Annotated in this window: 12 protein-coding genes; 11 read left to right on the top strand and 1 reads right to left on the bottom strand. The window is 73.0% G+C overall.

Annotated elements, in window-relative coordinates:
• Positions 1-10: 10 nt before the first annotated feature.
• From UO65_RS37960 to UO65_RS08300, 8 genes are all read left to right on the top strand, one after another.
• Complete coding sequence (locus UO65_RS37960) at positions 11-691, top strand: YczE/YyaS/YitT family protein (RefSeq protein WP_035280259.1); 681 nt, start codon at positions 11-13, stop codon at positions 689-691.
• Entirely contained in the window at positions 688-1917 is a 1230-nt protein-coding gene (locus tag UO65_RS37260) for an MFS transporter (protein ID WP_233427483.1), read from the top strand. Before UO65_RS37960 ends, UO65_RS37260 begins: the two co-directional genes overlap by 4 nt.
• A gap of 164 nt (positions 1918-2081) precedes the next feature.
• The gene (locus UO65_RS08275) at positions 2082-3551 is read left to right on the top strand and encodes an FAD-dependent monooxygenase (protein WP_035280261.1); all 1470 of its coding nucleotides are present in this window, start codon (positions 2082-2084) and stop codon (positions 3549-3551) included.
• Positions 3548-3784, top strand: a complete 237-nt coding sequence (locus UO65_RS36645) for an acyl-CoA carboxylase epsilon subunit (protein WP_035280262.1) — start codon at positions 3548-3550, stop codon at positions 3782-3784. The genes UO65_RS08275 and UO65_RS36645 overlap by 4 nt, the downstream gene beginning before the upstream one ends.
• Before the next feature lie 107 nt (positions 3785-3891).
• A complete protein-coding gene (locus UO65_RS08285; protein WP_035280265.1) occupies positions 3892-4485 on the top strand; it encodes an NADPH-dependent FMN reductase in 594 nt (197 codons plus the stop codon).
• Between the two features lie 16 nt (positions 4486-4501).
• Entirely contained in the window at positions 4502-5275 is a 774-nt protein-coding gene (locus UO65_RS08290) for a class I SAM-dependent methyltransferase (RefSeq protein ID WP_052020898.1), read from the top strand.
• On the top strand, positions 5272-6348 hold the full coding sequence (locus UO65_RS08295; RefSeq protein WP_152552017.1) for a hypothetical protein: 1077 nt from the start codon (positions 5272-5274) through the stop codon (positions 6346-6348). The genes UO65_RS08290 and UO65_RS08295 overlap by 4 nt, the downstream gene beginning before the upstream one ends.
• A gap of 286 nt (positions 6349-6634) precedes the next feature.
• Positions 6635-7060 (top strand): hypothetical protein, encoded by a 426-nt coding sequence (locus tag UO65_RS08300; protein WP_152552018.1) that lies wholly within the window; start codon positions 6635-6637, stop codon positions 7058-7060.
• Positions 7061-7062: 2 nt separating this feature from the next.
• Here UO65_RS08300 and UO65_RS08305 read toward each other — a convergent pair whose 3' ends face one another.
• Positions 7063-7719, bottom strand: a complete 657-nt coding sequence (locus UO65_RS08305) for a DUF2306 domain-containing protein (protein ID WP_052020900.1) — start codon at positions 7717-7719, stop codon at positions 7063-7065.
• Positions 7720-7847: 128 nt separating this feature from the next.
• Here UO65_RS08305 and UO65_RS08310 point away from each other — a divergent pair, with 128 nt between their 5' ends.
• The 3 genes from UO65_RS08310 (at position 7848) to UO65_RS08320 (ending at position 16944) form a co-directional block, all read left to right on the top strand.
• Positions 7848-9026, top strand: a complete 1179-nt coding sequence (locus UO65_RS08310) for a sensor histidine kinase (RefSeq protein WP_035280268.1) — start codon at positions 7848-7850, stop codon at positions 9024-9026.
• Positions 9023-9676, top strand: a complete 654-nt coding sequence (locus UO65_RS08315; protein ID WP_035280271.1) for a response regulator transcription factor — start codon at positions 9023-9025, stop codon at positions 9674-9676. The genes UO65_RS08310 and UO65_RS08315 overlap by 4 nt, the downstream gene beginning before the upstream one ends.
• A gap of 623 nt (positions 9677-10299) precedes the next feature.
• Complete coding sequence (locus tag UO65_RS08320; protein WP_161784441.1) at positions 10300-16944, top strand: LamG-like jellyroll fold domain-containing protein; 6645 nt, start codon at positions 10300-10302, stop codon at positions 16942-16944.
• Positions 16945-17013: the final 69 nt, after the last annotated feature.

A 17013-nucleotide genomic window follows, 5' to 3' on the forward strand; every position in this document is an offset into this window, starting at 1 on the left:
GGAAACCACCGTGTCCGACACCTTCGCGGCGCGCCACGCGGGAACCCCGCGGGCGAACCTGTCGCGCTACGTCACCTACCTGCTGGGATGCCTCGTCTTCTCGGCGGGGGCGACCCTGTTCATCCACTCCGAACTCGGCGTCGACCCGCTCGACGTGCTCTCCCTCGGCCTGCTGGAGCACCTGCCCATCACCGTCGGCATCGCGCAGGCCTCGGTCGCGGTGGTGTGCATCGCGATCTGGGCGCTGTGGAACCGGCGCAGGCCGGTGCTCGCGCCGTTCGTCACCTTCTTCCTGTGCGGCAGCCTGATCGACCTGCTGCGCCTGCTCGACCTGTCCGCGCTGCCCGGCGTGGTGTCGCTGGCCCTGGGCGTGCTGCTGTGCGCCTACGGCTCGTCGCTGATCATCATGAGCGGCACCGGCATCCGGGCGATGGACCTCATCGTGATCAGCATGACCCAGCGCTGGCGGTGGCCGTTCTGGGCGGCCAAGGTCTCGGTCGAGGCCGTGCTGCTCACCGCGGGCTGGCTGCTCGGCGGCCCGGTCGGCATCGGCACCCTGGCCTTCCTGCTGTTCGTCGACGGGCTGATCCAGCCGTTCATGGCCGCCAACGGCAAGGTCCTGCACATCCCCAACCGCGGCATCGAGGCGCCCGCGGCCCGCGTCCCGGCGACCACGGGGGTGGCCGCGTGAGCGCCACCACGACCGACACCGCGGGCGGGGACACCCGGCCAGGCACCGGCGCGGGCGCCCTGTGGGTGCTGCTGCTGGCCTCCACGCTGACCGTCATGGCGGGCTCGATCATCACCCCGGTGCTGGAGGTGATCCGGGGCGACCTGGGCGTCACCGGCACCGCGGCCGGGCTCATCATCACCGCCCACGGGCTGGCCATCGCGCTGTCGAGCCCGGTCATCGGCTGGATGATCGACCGCTGGGGCGTGCGCGTCCCGCTCGGCGCGGGCCTGGTCCTCTACGGCCTGGCAGGCGGGCTGGGGCTGGTCCTCGACAGCTACCCCGCGCTGATCGCCAGCCGGTTCGTCTTCGGCATCGGCGCCGCCGCGGTGTTCAGCGGCACGACCGTGGCCATGTTCGTGCTCTACCGCCAGGGCGACGAGCGCGACCGGGTCATGGGCTTGCGGGGCACCGCGACCAGCCTCGGCGGGGTCGTCTGGCCGCTGGTCGGCGGCGTGCTGGGCGGGCTGTCCTGGCACGGCCCGTTCGGCATCTACCTGCTCGGCGTCCCCCTCGGCATCGCCACCCTGCTGCTCCTGCCGCGCACCGGTGGCGTGGACGCCACCCCCGGCCGCCCGCGCAAGGGCATGTTCCGCCTGGTCAGGGACTACCCGGCCCTGCTGGGCTACTACGGGTTGCAGGCCCTCGGCGCGATCCTCATGTACGCCCTGGTCGTGTTCCTGCCGCAGCGGCTGGGCCAGCTCGGGGTGGAGCGCCCGATCCTGGTCTCGCTCTACACCGTCGTCATGGCCGCCACGATGAGCCTGGTCGGGGTGTTCTACGCCCGCATCCGCCGCGGCAGCACCTACCAGCGGCTCCTGGTCGTCGCGCTGAGCTGCTGGGCGGCCTGCTTCGTCCTGCTCGCCGCGGTCTCCCAGCCGATCGTGCTGCTGCTGGCCCCCGTGCTGCTGGGCCTCGGGCAGGGCATCGCGCTGCCCGCGCTGACGGTCCTGGTGGGGGAAGGCGCGCCCGCCGACCTGCGCGGGCAGGCCACGTCGCTGTCGGGCACCACCACGTTCCTGGGCCAGTTCCTGTCCCCGCTGCTGCTGGGCCCGCTGATCGGGGCCACCTCGATCCCGATCGGCTTCGCGATCTCCGCGGGCCTGGCCGCCGTGGCCCTGCTGGCGCTGCTGTCGTTCCCGCTGTCGGTGGACCGGGTCGGCGCCCCCGGCGCGGGGAAGACCTGACGCGATTTGACACAGGTCTGCACGTCGGAGTCTTGAATACCCGGTCGGGATCGAACAGGTTGGAGGTGGGAAACCCGGTGGCACAACGGTTCCACGAGCACGTCGCAGATCCGTCCACTCCGGAGCGACCCACCCGTTCCCCCGACCACGGCAAGGAGAGGCACATGGACGCCGCAGTGATCGTCGCGGGCGCAGGCCCGGCGGGCCTGGTGCTGGCCGCCGAGCTCCGGCTCGCAGGCGCCGACGTCATCGTCCTGGAGAAGTTGCGGGCCAGGACGGGCGAATCCCGCGGGCTCGGCTTCACCGCCCGCACCATGGAGGTGTTCGACCAGCGCGGGCTGCTGCCCCGCTTCGGCGACATCACCCTCAGCGACCAGGGCCACTTCGGCGGCCTGCCGGTGGACTTCGGCGTGCTCGACGGCGCCCACCAGGCCGCCAAGACCGTCCCGCAGTCGGTCACCGAGGCGGTGCTGGAGCAGTGGGCGGTGGAACTGGGCGTGGACCTGCGCCGCGGCCACGCGCTCACCACCGTCACCGACCACGGCGACCACGTGGAGGTCCGCGTCGACGGCGGTGCGGGGGAGGAGGTGCTCACCTGCTCGTGGCTCGTCGGCTGCGACGGCGGGCGCAGCCTGGTCCGCAAGGCCGCCGGGTTCGACTTCCCCGGCACCGCGGCCACCCTGGAGATGTTCCTGGCCGACGTGCGCGGCCTCGACCTGGCCCCGCGCATGATCGGCGAGACCTTCCCCGGCGGCATGGTCATGGTCGGCCCGCTCGGCGACGGGATCACCCGGCTCATCCTGTGCGAGCGCGGTGTCCCGCCGAGGAAGCGCACCGCCCCGCCGGAGTTCGCCGAGATCGCCGCGGGGTGGGAGCGGGTCACCGGTGAGGACATCGGGCACGCCGAACCGGTGTGGCTCAGCTCGTTCGGCGACGCCACCCGCCAGGTCACCGAGTACCGCAGGGGCCGGGTGCTGCTGGCGGGCGACGCCGCCCACATCCACCTGCCCGCGGGCGGGCAGGGCATGAACACCAGCATCCAGGACGCGGTGAACCTCGGCTGGAAGCTGGGCGCGGTGGTCACCGGCCGCGCCCCCGCCGCGCTGCTGGACACCTACCACGACGAGCGCCACCCGGTCGGGCAGCGGCTGCTGATGAACACCAGGGCCCAGGGCCTGCTGTTCCTCAGCGGCGCGGAGGTGCAGCCGCTGCGCGACGTGCTCACCGAGCTGATCGCCTACGACGACGTCGCCAGGCACCTGGCGGGCATGGTCAGCGGCCTGGAGATCCGCTACCGCCTCGACCCCGGGTCGCACCCGCTGCTCGGCCTGCGGGTGCCGCCCCTGGAACTGGTCGGCGAGCACCGCAAGACCACGGTCGCCGAACTGCTGCACCCGGCCAGGGGGCTGCTGCTCGACCTGACCGACAACGCGGTCCTGCGCTCGCGGGCGGCCGGGTGGACCGACCGGGTCGACGTGGTCACCGCCGAACCGCACGCGCTCGCCGCCGACAGCCCGCTCGCGGGCACCTCGGCCCTGCTGGTCCGCCCCGACGGGCACGTGGCCTGGGCCGCCCCCGGCAGCCACGCCGACCTGCCCATGGCGCTCACCCGCTGGTTCGGGCCGAGCCGGTGAACGCGCCGACGACCCCGACCGGCGCCCCGCTGCTGCGGGTCGTGCGCGGTCACCCCGACCCCGAGGAGCTGGCGGCGCTCACCGCCGTCCTGGTCGCCGCCGCGGCGGCGACCACCCCCGAACCCCCGCCGCCCGCACCCGCCCCGCGCTGGGCCCGACCGGACCGGGCCACCGGCTTCCGCGGTCCCCGGTCGTGGCGGACCGGTCCGGCGGGCGACCACCCGCCGGGCTGAACCCGGCGGGGAGGCCATCGCCGGGGCCGGTCCCACCGGCCGCCCCCGGCGCGCACCACCACCAGAAGAAGAACCCGCCAACCCGAAGCAGAGGAAAAGGGCACATCATGCCGAACACCCCCCTGAAGCTGGCCGTGATCATCGGCAGCGTCCGGACCGGCCGCTTCGGCCCCACCGTGGCGTCCTGGTTCGCCGCGCAGGCCGCCGCCCACGGCGGCGTCGAGGTCGACGTCATCGACCTGGCCGACTACCCGCTGCCGGTGCAGTTGCCCGCCTTCGGCCAGCCCGCCGAGCCCGAGGTCGAAGCGATCCGCACCGCCCTGGGCAAGCGGATCGACGAGGCCGAGGCCTACGCGGTGGTCACCCCCGAGTACAACCACACCTTCCCGGCGTCGCTGAAGAACGCCATCGACTGGTTCCTCAACGAGTGGAAGGGCAAGCCGGTCGGCCTGATCTCCTACGGCGGCATGGGCGGCGGCCTGCGCGCGGCCGGGCACCTGCGCCAGGTGTTCGCCGAGGTGCACGCCACCACCGTGCGCAACATGATCAGCTTCCACAACGCCTGGGGCGACTTCGACGGCGACGGCACCGCGGTCAGCCCCGCGGGCAGCGACCAGGCCGCCAAGGACCTCATCGACCAGATCGTCTGGTGGGGCGAGGCGCTGCGCGAGGCGCGGACGAAGAACCCGTACCCGTTCTGACCGGGAGGCACGAGCGATGTCCACAGCGCACACCCCCCCGGCGGAGCAGACCGGAACCGAACTGCTGACGAGCATGTGGGAGCGCAACTACCTCCCGCTCACCGGGGAGATCATCTCCGGTTTCTCCCTGGCCGACGACGCGCGCTGCCTCGACCTGGGCGCGGGCGGCGGCGGCATGTCCCACTGGCTGGCCGAGCGCGTCCCGCGCGGGTCGGTCACCGCCCTCGACACCGACGTGTCGCAGATCGACCCCACCCGCTCGCCCAACCTGACCGTCGTGCGCGGCGACCTCACCGAGGCCGACTTCGCACCGGGCTCGTTCGACCTGGTGCTGGCCAGGGCGGTGCTGGCGTCGGTGCCCGACCCGGACGCCGCGGTCGCCGCCGCGGCCCGCTGGCTGGCCCCGGGCGGCACGCTGCTGGTCGAGGACTTCTACTTCCTGCCCGCCGAGGACGCCCCGTCGGAGGCCGCCAGGTCGGTCGTGCGGGCGTACCTGGAGGGGTTCCGGACCGGCGGGGTCGACGTGCGGTGGGCGCGTCGGCTGCCCGCCACCCTGGCCAGGGTCGGGTTGGCTGACATCGGTGCCCGGGTCACGCCGCTCGGCCCTGGCCAGTCCCCGCAGGAGAGCGAACTCATCGCCACCCGCCTGCGGTTGCAGGGCAGGCCGCTGGTCGACAGCGGCCTGGCCACCGAAGACGACATCGCCGAGTTCACCGCCGGTCTCGACCGACCGGAGGACCGCGACGTCACCACACTGCTGTTCTCGACATGGGGGAAGAGGAGAGGATGAGGACCACGAACACGACGGTCCGGCTGCTGGTCGGCCTGACCGCCACGGCCGCGGCGGCCCTGGGCGCCGCGCCCGCCACCGCCGCACCCGCGGCGTCTGCACCCGCCGCGGCGCACACCGCGCCCGCCGGGGCGGCATCCGCCGCGTCCGCTGGGTCTGGTGGGACGGCGTCCGCCGCGTCCGCTGGGCCTAGTGGGACGGCGTCCGCTGGGCCTGGTGGGGCGGCGTCCGCCGCGTCCGCTGGGGCGGGCACCGCGGTGGACGGCACCCGGGGCCGCACCGTGCCCGTCACCGCGGTCCCGGGCGACCTGCTCGTGCAGCCGTCGGTGGGCGCCGGGGCGGTCACGTTCCAGGTGTCCACCACCGACAGCAAGTCCGGCTGGGTCGGCCTGGTCAAGCTGCACCAGGGGGTCACCTGGGAGTCGTTCCGCGACACCTACCGCAAACTGGCCTCCACCGACCCCGCCGCCATCCTCGACGGCAGCACCCGGGTCCAGGCCGACGCGACCCTGCTCGGCGGGGTGCAGACCAAGGTGGGCCAACCCGGCACGTTCGTCCAGGTGCTCGCCCCGGGCCAGTACACCCTGTTCGACCACATGGACTTCCGCTACGGCGTGGCCCAGCCCCGGCACGAGGTCCTGACGGTCTCGGGAACCCCGTCCGGCACCACCCCCACCGCCTCGGGCACCCTGACCGCCAAGGACGTCCCCGGCGAAGGCCCCCGCTTCGTCGTCACCGGCACCCCGACGGTGGGGCAGCCGCTGCGGTTCGTCAACGCCATGCCCGGCCAGGCCAACGAGGCCATCCTGTTCCCCCTGCTCCCGGACGTCACCGACGCCGACCTCGCCGCCTGGGTCGCCAAGTTCACCGACCACGGCGTCTGGCCCACCGATCCGCCCCCGTTCGCCGAGCCGGAACCCGCGGGCCTGCTCCCCATCTCCCCGGGCCAATCGGTCACCGCCACACCCCCACTGCACCCGGGCCGCTACATCGCCATCTGCTGGATGAAGGACGCCGACGACGCGATCATGCTGCTGAAGAAGGGCATGTACGAGGTCTTCGAGGTCCACTGACCACCACTGCCCCACACCGAGGCCCCGCCCCCGTCCCGGGAGCGGGGCCTCGGCCGTCGTGGCTCGCCCCGGCCACCGTGGAGCGCGCTTGTCGGGGGGGGGCTCCCGTCCCGACGAGGAACTGGCTCACGACCAGCATCACCAGTGCCAGGATGGTCACCGCGATCGCGAGCACAAGACCGCGCAGCCGGAGGTCGGACACCGGCGCGGTTGATCCGGCGCCGGGGCGCTCGGTGGGGAATCCTGGAGGGGATGATCTTCGCCGAAGCGACCGTGGGGGTTGACCGTGGACGACGGGGACAGGTTGCGGCAGGCGTTGTGGTCCGCCCGTGGCCTGATGTTCATCCAGGGCCTGCTGGCGACCGCGACCGCCGTCGTCGAAGTGGTCGAAGCGGTCGGGCACGCGCGCGACGGCTCGGCGGAGACCTCGGTTTCGTGGTTCTCCGTCGGGGGCAGCGTGGTCGTCGCCGCGGGGCTGGTGGTTTCGGCGGTGCTGCTGTTCCGCCGCGCGTGGGCGCGGGTGCTCGCGCTCGTCATCGAGGCCGTCGGCGTGGTGTTCGCGGTGGTGACCCTCGTCGGGGGTGACGTCCTGTCGGGCTTGAGTCGACTCGCGTTGGCCGCCCTGGTCATCCTCGGGATCGTCCAGTACGAGCTGGGGAGCGGGCGCGGCACCGCGTCCCCGCCCGGGGAGCCGCGACCCGGGCGGGGGTGAGCTCAGCGCGACGGCTGGGCGGTGGGCCGTTCGCGGAGCAGCAGCTCGACCACGACGAGGTTGGGGACCCAGGCGAGGAACGGCACGATCCGGTACGCGGTGGGGAAGTCGCCGGTCAGCGGCACCAGCGCGACCAGCCAGAGCCGCAGGGTCACCGCGGCGTAGGTGAGTGCGAACGCCCGCAGCATCCACCGCCGGTGCGTGGTGACCGCGCCACGGCGGATCGCCCGCAACCCCAGGGCGGCGAAGGTCAGCCACAGCAGGGCCAGCAGCCCGAACCCGGCCGTGCCGACCGGGCCCGCGAGGTTGTGGGGCGCGAGTAGGAGCCCGGTGAGGGCGCCGACCGCGATGGCCACCAGCACCACCCGCCCGGCCGACCGGTGCAGGCGCGGGGTGCGGGCCCGGACGCGGGTGGAGAGCTGGATCGGTGAGAGCAGCAGCGCGAGCCCACCACCGGTCATGTGGGCGTAGAGGCACAACCGCAGCCACGCGGGCCGGTCGGCGTAGTTGGCGGCGAGTTCGTTGTCGGCCGCGGCGAGGTCGCCCAGCGACTGCGCGGTGTAGGGCAGCAGGGCGAACACCGAGATCGCCACGGCTGTCAACGCGAGCCACCACACCCCCGCCAACCGCCACGGGGTCGGGCCTGTCGTCGTTGCCATTCGCGGCTTCCTCTCCTCGGTGCCGCAACGGTAGGAGTTCGGCGGCCCCGGCTCGCCCCTCGCGCTGGGGCAGTTGCCTCCCTCCTGCGAGGGAGGCCGCGGCCGGTGTGCCGAGTGCACAATGGACCGTGCGGAAATCCCAGCTCTGGCAGACCCTCGGGTTCGTGGTCGCCGCCGCCGTGGCGAGCGTGCTCACCTCCGCCGGGCCGCCCTACCGGGCCACCGACGCGTTCGGGGTGGGTCTCGCGGTCCTGGCCGCCGGGTGCCTCCTGCGGCGGCAGGCCGCGCCGATCCCCGTCCTGGTGGCGACGGCGCTGGTGGTGGTGGCCAACGCGGCGGCCGGGTACCCGCCGACGGTGGTGCCGTGGGCGACGTGGGTGGCGCTGTTCACCTGCTTCTCGGTGTGCACCCGGCGGTACCGGGCGGTGGCGGTGGCCGTCACCCTGGCCGCCGTGGCGGGCCACTTCGCGTTCGACCGGGGGGCGGTCCAGGTGGAGGCGGTGTTCGGGGTGACCATGACCTTCCTGATCGCCGTGGTCGCGGGCGACGCCGTGCGCAGCCGCGGTGCCGCCGCCGCTGCCGAGCAGGCCCGGCAGCGCGCGGAGGAGCGCACCGAGCTGGCCCGCGAGCTGCACGACTCCCTCGGCCACGCGGTGAACGTGGTGGTCATGCAGGCCGGGGTCGCGCGCCGGGTCTTCGACGAGAACCCCCGGTTCGCCCGGGAAGCGTTGGGGCACATCGAGACCGTCGGCCGGGACGCGCTCGGCGAGCTGGACCGCCTGGTCCGGGTCGTGCGGACCGAGCAGCCACCGCCGGAACTGGCAGCGCTGGCCGAGCACGTCCGGGCCGCGGGCCGGGAGCTGCGGCTGCGGGCGGAGCAGGTGGAACTGGGTGCGGGGACCGCCCACGCGCTGCACCGGATCGCGCAGGAGGCGATCACCAACGCGTTGCGGCACACCGATTCCGGCCGGATCGACGTCCGCCTGCGGCAGGTCGGCGACACCGCCGTGCTGGAGGTGGTCAACGAGGGCGGCCACCTCCCCGGGGGTAGACCCGGCCGTGACCGGGCCGAGCCCGGGGGCGGGCCAGACCGGGGTGAGGCCGTGCCCAGGGTCTGGCCGGACCGCGGCGAGGCCGTGCTCTGGGGCGGGCTCGACCGGGGTGGGGCCGTGCCCGGGGGCAGGCCCGGTCACGGCCTGGCCAACATGCGCGAGCGCGCCCGACTGGCGGGCGGTGAACTGGAGGCGGGCCCGTTCGAGGGCGGCTTCCGGGTGCGGGCCACCCTCCCGACCGGGGCCCACCGGTGATCCGGGTCCTGCTCGCCGACGACGACGCCCTGGTGCGCAAGGGTTTGCGCGCCCTGCTCGACGCCGAGGAGGGCATCACCGTCGTCGGCGAGGCCGCCAACGGCCAGGAGGTGATCCGCGCGGCCGCCACCCACCACCCCGACGTCGTGGTGATGGACGTGCGGATGCCGGTCCGCGACGGCGTCTCCGCCACCAGGGAACTGCGCACCACCCACCCGCGCCCCCGCGTCCTGGTCCTCACCACGTTCGACCTCGACGAGGTGGTCGACGACGCGATCGCCGCGGGCGCCGACGGCTTCCTGCTCAAGCGCGCCACCCCCGAGGAACTCGTCGCGGGCATCCGCGCGGTCGCCGCGGGCGACGCGGTGGTGGCCCCCGCGGTCACCCGCAGGCTGTTCGACGCCCACACCGCCCGCACCGGCCCCGACCCCCGGCGAACCACCCCCCTCACCGACCGCGAGGCCGACGTGCTCCGCGCGATGGCCACCGGCCAGTCCAACACCGAAATCGCCCGATCCCTGCACCTGTCAGTGGAAACGGTCAAGTCCCACGTCAAGCACATCCTCGCCAAGCTGGACGCCCGCGACCGCACCCAAGCCGTCGTGTGGGCTTACCGAACGGGCTTCGCCTACCGGGCAGGCGGCTCGTGACCCCACCAAGCGGAACTGCGTCCGACGATCAGCACCTCCATCACCTAAAACCCCCACCGATCAGCACATCCAGACCAGGATGAAAAGGGCTCGCCATCCGGGTATTCGAAGGGAGTGGCAGTAGGACAGTCCGTCAGCGGAGTGCCGGTACTCCAGGGCGGCGGTGTTCAGGACCACGCCTTCGGCCTTCGTCTCCTCCCCGCGACGAGACAGAACTGCTCGTTCTCAACCGTGATCGACGCGCCGGAAGTGGAAACAGCATCGGGTGATGTGACGATCTCGGGGCAGGTTTCTCGAAAACTCGACAGGTCGACAATGGGTTGGTAACCCACCGACCCGGTCGTGGGAATGTGACCGGGGCGGTATCGGTCATGTCGCGATTCCGCCATTTGGCGCTTGGCAGACCTCCGTCGCAACCTGCACGATTTGGACGTTTGTACTCGACTGCGCGGGCCTCAACGGACGTGCGCGGTTTCTGGGGAGCTCTGTCGATGGCGCACAAGCGCTCTATTCGCCATGCCCGAAAGTTGGTGGCCCTGGGTGTTTCCGGGGTCTTGACGGCTTCGCTCGCGGTGGCCCTGACCCTGCCGACGGGCGCTCCGGCGCCTGCGGCGCCACAACGGGTGACAGCCGCACCCGACGAGTCGAGCGCCCTGATGCTCGCCCAAACCCAAGGCACCCCCGTCGAGGTCACCGGTCTGCGCACGGGCGACACCGAGGTCTTCGCCCAGCCCAACGGGTCCTTCGAGATGACCCAGACCGCCCTGCCCACCCGGGTCCGGCAGGCGGGCCGCTGGGTTCCGATCGACACCACCCTGACCAAGGCGGGCGCGGCTCTGCGCAGCACCGCCACCGAGGCGGAACTGCGGTTCTCGACGGGCGGTGCCGACCCGGTGGCCCGCATGTCGGCAGGTGGGGCCAGCCTCACCCTGACCTGGCCCACCGCCCTGCCCGAACCCTCGGTCGCGGGCGACACCGCCACCTACCCCGAGGTCCTGCCCGGCGTCGACCTGCGGGTCCGCGCTCAGCGTTCCGGCTTCAGCCACGATCTCGTGGTCAAGACCCCCGAGGCCGCTGCCAACCCGGCCCTGCGCCGCATCACCTACGGCATCACCGCCGAGGGCGTCTCCCTGGCTCAGCAGGACGGCAACCTCACGGCCACCGACCCGGGCGGTCGCGTCCTCTTCCACGCCCCCGCGCCGTCCATGTGGGACACGCCGGTCAGCGACGACGACGAGCCCGTCGAGCGCGCAGTGGGCCTGGAGCTCGGTGAGCACACCCTCACCCTGGTCCCGGACACCGCTCTGCTGTCCGACCCGACCGCCCGTTTTCCGCTGGTCATCGACCCGGCCTACAGCTATGCCGGGCACGGGGTTACGCAGGCGGCGTGGGCGTTGGCCCGCGCGTCCTGGCCCACCCAGGCCAACGTCAACATCGGCCCGCGAGACAACGACGAGCGCACCAAGGGCGTGGCCCGGGCGGGCAAGTCCCCGGACGGCATCCTCGACCGCTCCTACTTCCACTTCAACGCGGCACCGCTCAAGGGCGCCCAGATCGCCTCGGCGACCTTCCAGGTCTACCAGACCTGGAAGTACTCCCACAGCTGCAACCCCAACGACGCGGCGGTGGGCGAGGTCAGCCTCTACCACACCACCGACGTGCAGTGGAACACCAGTTGGAACAACCAGCCGAACTGGGGTGCGAAGCAGGCGGGAATCCGCTCGGTGCCCAAGCTCGGCTACTGCGACCCGAGTTGGATCGGCATGTCGTTCCACGGCGCGGCGCAGTTCGTGGCCGACAACCAGTCGAACACCATCGGCCTGGGGTTGATCGGTTCGGATGAGTCCGGTTCGAATAGCTGGCGCCGGTTCTTCGTGCAGGACAACATCATCCCGAAGATCGAGGTCACCTACAACCGGCGCCCCGACGTGCCCACCGGTGCCCGGCTGGAGCCCAGCCCGACGGTCTGCGGCCACTGCGCGGGCACGGCCTACCTCAACAGCGCCAGCGTCGACATGGTGGCCGAGGTGACCGACCCGGACGGCGGCCAGGTCACCGCCCACTACGAGGTCTACACGCCGGGCGGCCGGGTTGAGCGGGTCACCCACGCCCCCGGGCGCTTCGCCTACCGGGACAACCTGAACGCCTACGCCGACGGCACCACCGTGCTGTGGAACGTCAGGGGCGACGACGGCGCGCTCCAGAGCACGCACCTGACCGGACCCACCTTCAAGGTCGACCGGACACCGCCGACGGCGCCGCAGGTCTCCAGCGTGCTCTACCCCGCCGACAACGCCTGGCACGGTGGCACGGGGGTGGCGGGTGAGTTCACCTTCACCACCCCGGCGACGGCAACCGCGGGCACCGACCGCTCCGACGTCGACCGGTACGTGTGGGGCTTCACGGACCCACCGACGAACTACGTTTCCCCTTCCACCCTCAGCGGGCAGTTCACCGCCACCATCGCTCCGCCCCGTGACGGGCCCGTCGACCTGTACGTGCAGTCCGTCGACCGGGCGGGCACCCGCTCGGCCAAGACCGTGCACCACTTCTACTCCCGCCCCGGCAACGGCCCGGCATCGCTGTGGTCGCTCGACGGCAACACCGACGACAGCGCCCACGTGGGCGGTCGCAACGCCACCACCCACGGTGGCGTCATCTATGGCACCGGCGCGATCGGCGCGGCCGCCGTGCTCGACGGCGCGGGCGGGCACCTGCGCGCCCCCAACACCGTCCGCACCACCATCGGCTACACCGCCGCGGCGTGGGTCAAACTCGACCGCACCGACACCACGCAGGCGGTGGTCAGCCAGGACAGCGCGACCGGCACGGGCTTCGCCCTGCGCGCCAAGGGCGGCAAGTGGGTGTTCTCCGCCCCGCGCACCACCGCTGCCAACGCGCCCCTGGACGAGGTCGTCTCCGTCGAGAACGCCACCGCGGGCACCTGGACCCACGTGGTCGGGGTGTACGAGCCCGGCACGGGCAACGGCGTGCTCCACATCTTCGTCAACGGCCTGCTCTCGGCCACGGCGGCGCGCACCACGGCCCCGGTGGACTCCACCGGTGAGGTGCGCTTCGGCCAGGCCCGGTGGAACGGGGTGGACCCCGCCGACGTCCTCGACGGCGCGGTGGACGAGGTCCGCCTCTACGACCGCGCGCTCAACCCGACCTCCGTGCGTTCCCTGGTGACGCAGGACAACGTGCAAGCCGCGTACTGGAAACTCGACGAGGGCACCGAGCCCGAGGCCGTGGGGAGCAGCAGCCGCAACTCCGTCGACGGCGGTGCGGCGCTGGTTCTCAAAGGTGACGCCCACTTCGACCCCGAGGGGGCGCTCTCCGGCTCGGTACGGGTCAACGGCAACGGAACGGCGGGCACCGACGGGCCGGTCCTGGCGACCGACCAGAGCTTCACCGCCAGCGCCTGGGTCAAGCCCGCCGAGCTGCTCGCCACGGGGACCACTCGCACAGTGCTGTCCCAGGACGGCAGCACCAACAGCGGGTTCACCCTGGGCGCACGCAACATCACCGGCCAGCCCGAGTGGTACTTCCGGCTCACCTCCGCGGACAGCGCCACCCGCCCGGCCGACGCGGTCGCCGCGGTCGCCGACCCGGCCGACCCGGCTGACCCGGCCGACCCGGAGCCCGGGTGGAAGCACCTGACCGCGGTCTACGACAAGCCCGCGCAGCAGGTCCGGCTCTACGTGGCGGGCCTGCTCGTCGACACCGAGCCCGCCACCGCCTCTTTCGCCGCGACCAGCGCGTTCGTGCTCGGCCGCGCGAAGTGGGGCGGCGCGCACGCGGAGCAGTGGAAGGGCGGGGTGGACGAGGTCCGGTTGTACAACCGCGTCCTCGGCGCCGAGGAGATCATCGGCCTGGTGGGCCAGGACTCGGTTGCCGCGGCCACCTGGCCGCTGGACGGCAACGCCAAGAACACCGGCACCCCGGACCGCCACGGCACCGCGTTCGGCAACCCCGGTTGGGCCGCCGGACAGGTGTCCGACCCGGACCCGGCCGACCTCGCGGTCTTCCTCGACGGCACCGACGACCACGTCCGCGCCGACGCGGTCATCGACACCTCAGCCACCTTCTCCATGTCGACCTGGGTCAAGCTCAACACCCGGACCCCCGGCTGGGGCTCGGTGCTCAGCCAGAACGGCGCCGCCGCCGCGTCGGTCAACCTCGGGTACACCGGGTCGGCCACCAACCGGTGGGCGGTGTCGATGAGCGGACCCGCCGACGTGGCCAACCCGACGAGCACCGTCACGGTGACCTCGGCGCAGAGCGCCCAGGACGGGGTGTGGACCCACCTGGTCGTCGTCTACGAGGCCATAAGCGACCAGCTCAAGCTCTACGTCAACGGCCAGCTCTCAGCCAGTGGCACCTTCGGCGCGGCCTGGAAGGCCACCGGCGACTTCGAGATCGGCCGCGCACGCACCCCGAGCGGCTGGGGCCAGTACGCGGCGGTGACGGTGGACGACGTCAAGCTCTACAGCCGCCCGCTGTTCGACGGTGAGATCCGCAAGATGTCCGGCCGCGACCTGACCCTGCAGCACAACCTGACCTTCGACGACGCCCCCGGCTCCCCGGTGGCGGCGGACTCGGTGGGCGGGCGCAGCGGCACCCCCTCCGGTGGGGCGTCCTTCGGCCCCGGCCGCACCGGTGGCGCGGTGGCGCTCGACGGCGTCGACGACGCGGTCACCACCGACGCGGTCGACGTGGACACCGACGGCAGCTTCACCGTCGCCGCCTGGGTCCGCTTGAACAAGATCCCCGACCCCGACGCCAACGGGGCCCCGGTCGACGCCACCGCCGTGAGCATGGGCGGCGGCACCAAGGGCAAGTTCCGCGTCGGCCTCGAGGTCGACGACGACAACAACCCCGAGGGCAAGTGGGTCTTCGAGCTGCCGGAGTCCTCCGGCGCCGTCACGCAGGCGTCGTTGGCCTTCCGCGGCGACGACGACATCGACAGCTGGGTGCACCTGGTCGGCGTGTACGACGCGCCCTCCAAGCGGCTCTGGATCTACCGCAACAAGGTGCGCGGCACCGACGGCCAGCTCATCACCGCGTGGGCGGGCACCGGCGGCCTGCGGGTCGGTCGGGGCCAGGGCGGCGATTTCTGGCCGGGCCGCGTCGACGACGTCCGGGTGTACGCGGGCGCCCTCGACGCCGAGCGGATCACGTCCCTGCACGAGTCCTACCCCGAGCAGGTGACCCCGGCGACCCTGCCGTCAGCCGAGCACCAGTGGACGATGAACGAGGGGTCCGGGACCAACCTGGCCGACACCGGCACGGCCGCGGTCGGCCCCGCTGCCAGGCCCGCGACCGTGACCGCGGGCCAGGCGTGGATCGGCGGGCGCACCGGCGGCGGCCTGTGGCTCAACGGGACCTCCGGGGCAGCGCAGACCGGCGCTCCCGTCCTCGACACCGCGGCGGGCTTCACCGTTTCGGCGTGGGCCTACGCCGAGAACCCCGGCAGCACCGACCGCACCGTCGTCGGGCAGGACGGGAACCGGGTCAGCGCCTTCTCGCTGCAATACCAGGCGAGCTCGGGCAAGTGGGCGGTCGTGGTCCCCAAGGCCGACCAGGACAACCCCGAGCAGTTCGTGCTGACCTCGGCGCACGCCGCGGCGCTGTCGGAGTGGACCCACCTGGTTTTGACCCGCGAGGCCGGTTCGGGCGAGCTGCGGCTCTACGTCAACGGCGTGCTCTCGGCGAGCCAGCAGAACGTGCCGGTGCTGGCCTCGTCCGGACCGCTGAGCATCGGCCGGGCCCGGCGCAACGGGGTCGCCGCGGAGTACTTCGCCCGCGGCCTCGACGACCTGCGCACCTACTCCCGGGCGCTGACCGACGGTGAGGTCCGGGCGGTGCACGACGACGTGTACAGCAACGTCATCGGGCGCTACCGGTTCGACGGGGGGACCACCCAGGACACGTCGTGGCGGGCCAACCACGCGGTCGTGTCCGGTGGGGCGCTGACCTACACCGCGGGAGTCAGCGGCCAGGCCGCCGTCTTCCCCGGTGCGGCCGCGGCGGTCACCCCGTTCCCCGGGGTGTCGATGCGCGACAGCTTCACCGTCGGCGGCTGGGCGCGGTTGTCCAGCCGGGCCACCACCCAGACCGTGCTGGCCCAGGACGGCAGCCGCGGCAGCGGGGTCGTGCTGCAGTACCGGCACGACCTGGACCGGTGGGTCTTCGGCGGGGCCACCGCGGACGAGGACGGGGCACCACTGGTCGCGGCGACCGCGCCCGCCCAGCCCGCCCTCGACGAGTGGACCCACCTGGTCGGCGTCTACGACTACCCCGATCAGCAACTGCGCATCTACGTCAACGGCACCCTGGCCGCCACCCGCGACAACGTCGTGCTCTGGCGCGCCGCGGGCGGGTTGACCATCGGGCGGGCCAAGGCCCAGGGCAGCGGCACCGCGTTCTTCGCGGGTGCGCTGGACGAGGTGCGGGTCGAGCAGGGCGCCATGTCCGACGCCGACATCGCCAAGCGCGGTGCCGACCACCCGGCTCCCCGGGCGGGCCAGCTCGGCGGGTACGTCAACTCCGCGGGTGACCGGCTCACCGCCTCGACCGACCAGCCGGTGCCCACGGGTTACCGGTTCGAACGGTCGCTGGGCGCGCTGGTGCACTCCACCGACGACAACACCGCGCCGCTGTACTCGTGCAGGCAGGGGACGGACTCGTTCACCTCGCTGGCCGCGGACTGCGGCGGTGCCACGGTGGTGGCCCAGCCGGGCCGGGTGTTCACCGTCGCGCCGACCAACATCCCCACCACCGCCCTGCGCGCCTGCCAGCGCACCGGTGACCGCTTCGCCTCGCTCGACGCGGCGTGCGAGGGGGGAACGGTCCTGTCGGTGCTGGGGCACGTGCCGACGTACGCGGTCCTGGCGCGCGCCCTCAACTGGGAGACCTCGCAGCACGAGGACTCCTCGGGCGGCTTCGGCAAGGGGTTCCGGATCGAGGGGTCCCTCGGCGTCCTGTTGATGGTGGCGGGCACGGGCACCCAGCCGGTGTACTCCTGCGCCGACGGCCTCGACCAGTTCCTGTCGACCAGCGCCACCTGCGACGGCAAGACCGCACTGGGCGTCGCGGGCCACACCTGGACCGCCGCGCCGACCGAGCCGCACCGGGTGGTCAACCGCTGCCGGACCGAGGGCGGGGAGCTGTTCACCTCCACCTCGCCGACCTGCGAGGGCACCACGTTCGTCGCCGCACTCGGCTACGTGCTGGTCTCGGTCCCGGTCGCCATCCCCGCCTTCTGAGCCAACTCCCTCCCACACTGGAGTCCCGTTGAGTTCCACAGGACCCGGCGCCAAGTGGCGCCGCGGAGC

The organism is Actinokineospora spheciospongiae (assembly GCF_000564855.1).
In the GTDB taxonomy this organism is placed as follows: Bacteria; Actinomycetota; Actinomycetes; order Mycobacteriales; family Pseudonocardiaceae; genus Actinokineospora; species Actinokineospora spheciospongiae.

Bases quoted from the DNA above. Each gene is read 5' to 3' on its own strand.
- UO65_RS08305 (WP_052020900.1), bottom strand. From the start codon at position 7,719: ATGGCAACGACGACAGGCCCGACCCCGTGGCGGTTGGCGGGGGTGTGG.
- UO65_RS08275 (WP_035280261.1), top strand. From the start codon at position 2,082: ATGGACGCCGCAGTGATCGTCGCGGGCGCAGGCCCGGCGGGCCTGGTG.
- UO65_RS08285 (WP_035280265.1), top strand. From the start codon at position 3,892: ATGCCGAACACCCCCCTGAAGCTGGCCGTGATCATCGGCAGCGTCCGG.
- UO65_RS08290 (WP_052020898.1), top strand. From the start codon at position 4,502: ATGTCCACAGCGCACACCCCCCCGGCGGAGCAGACCGGAACCGAACTG.
- UO65_RS08295 (WP_152552017.1), top strand. From the start codon at position 5,272: ATGAGGACCACGAACACGACGGTCCGGCTGCTGGTCGGCCTGACCGCC.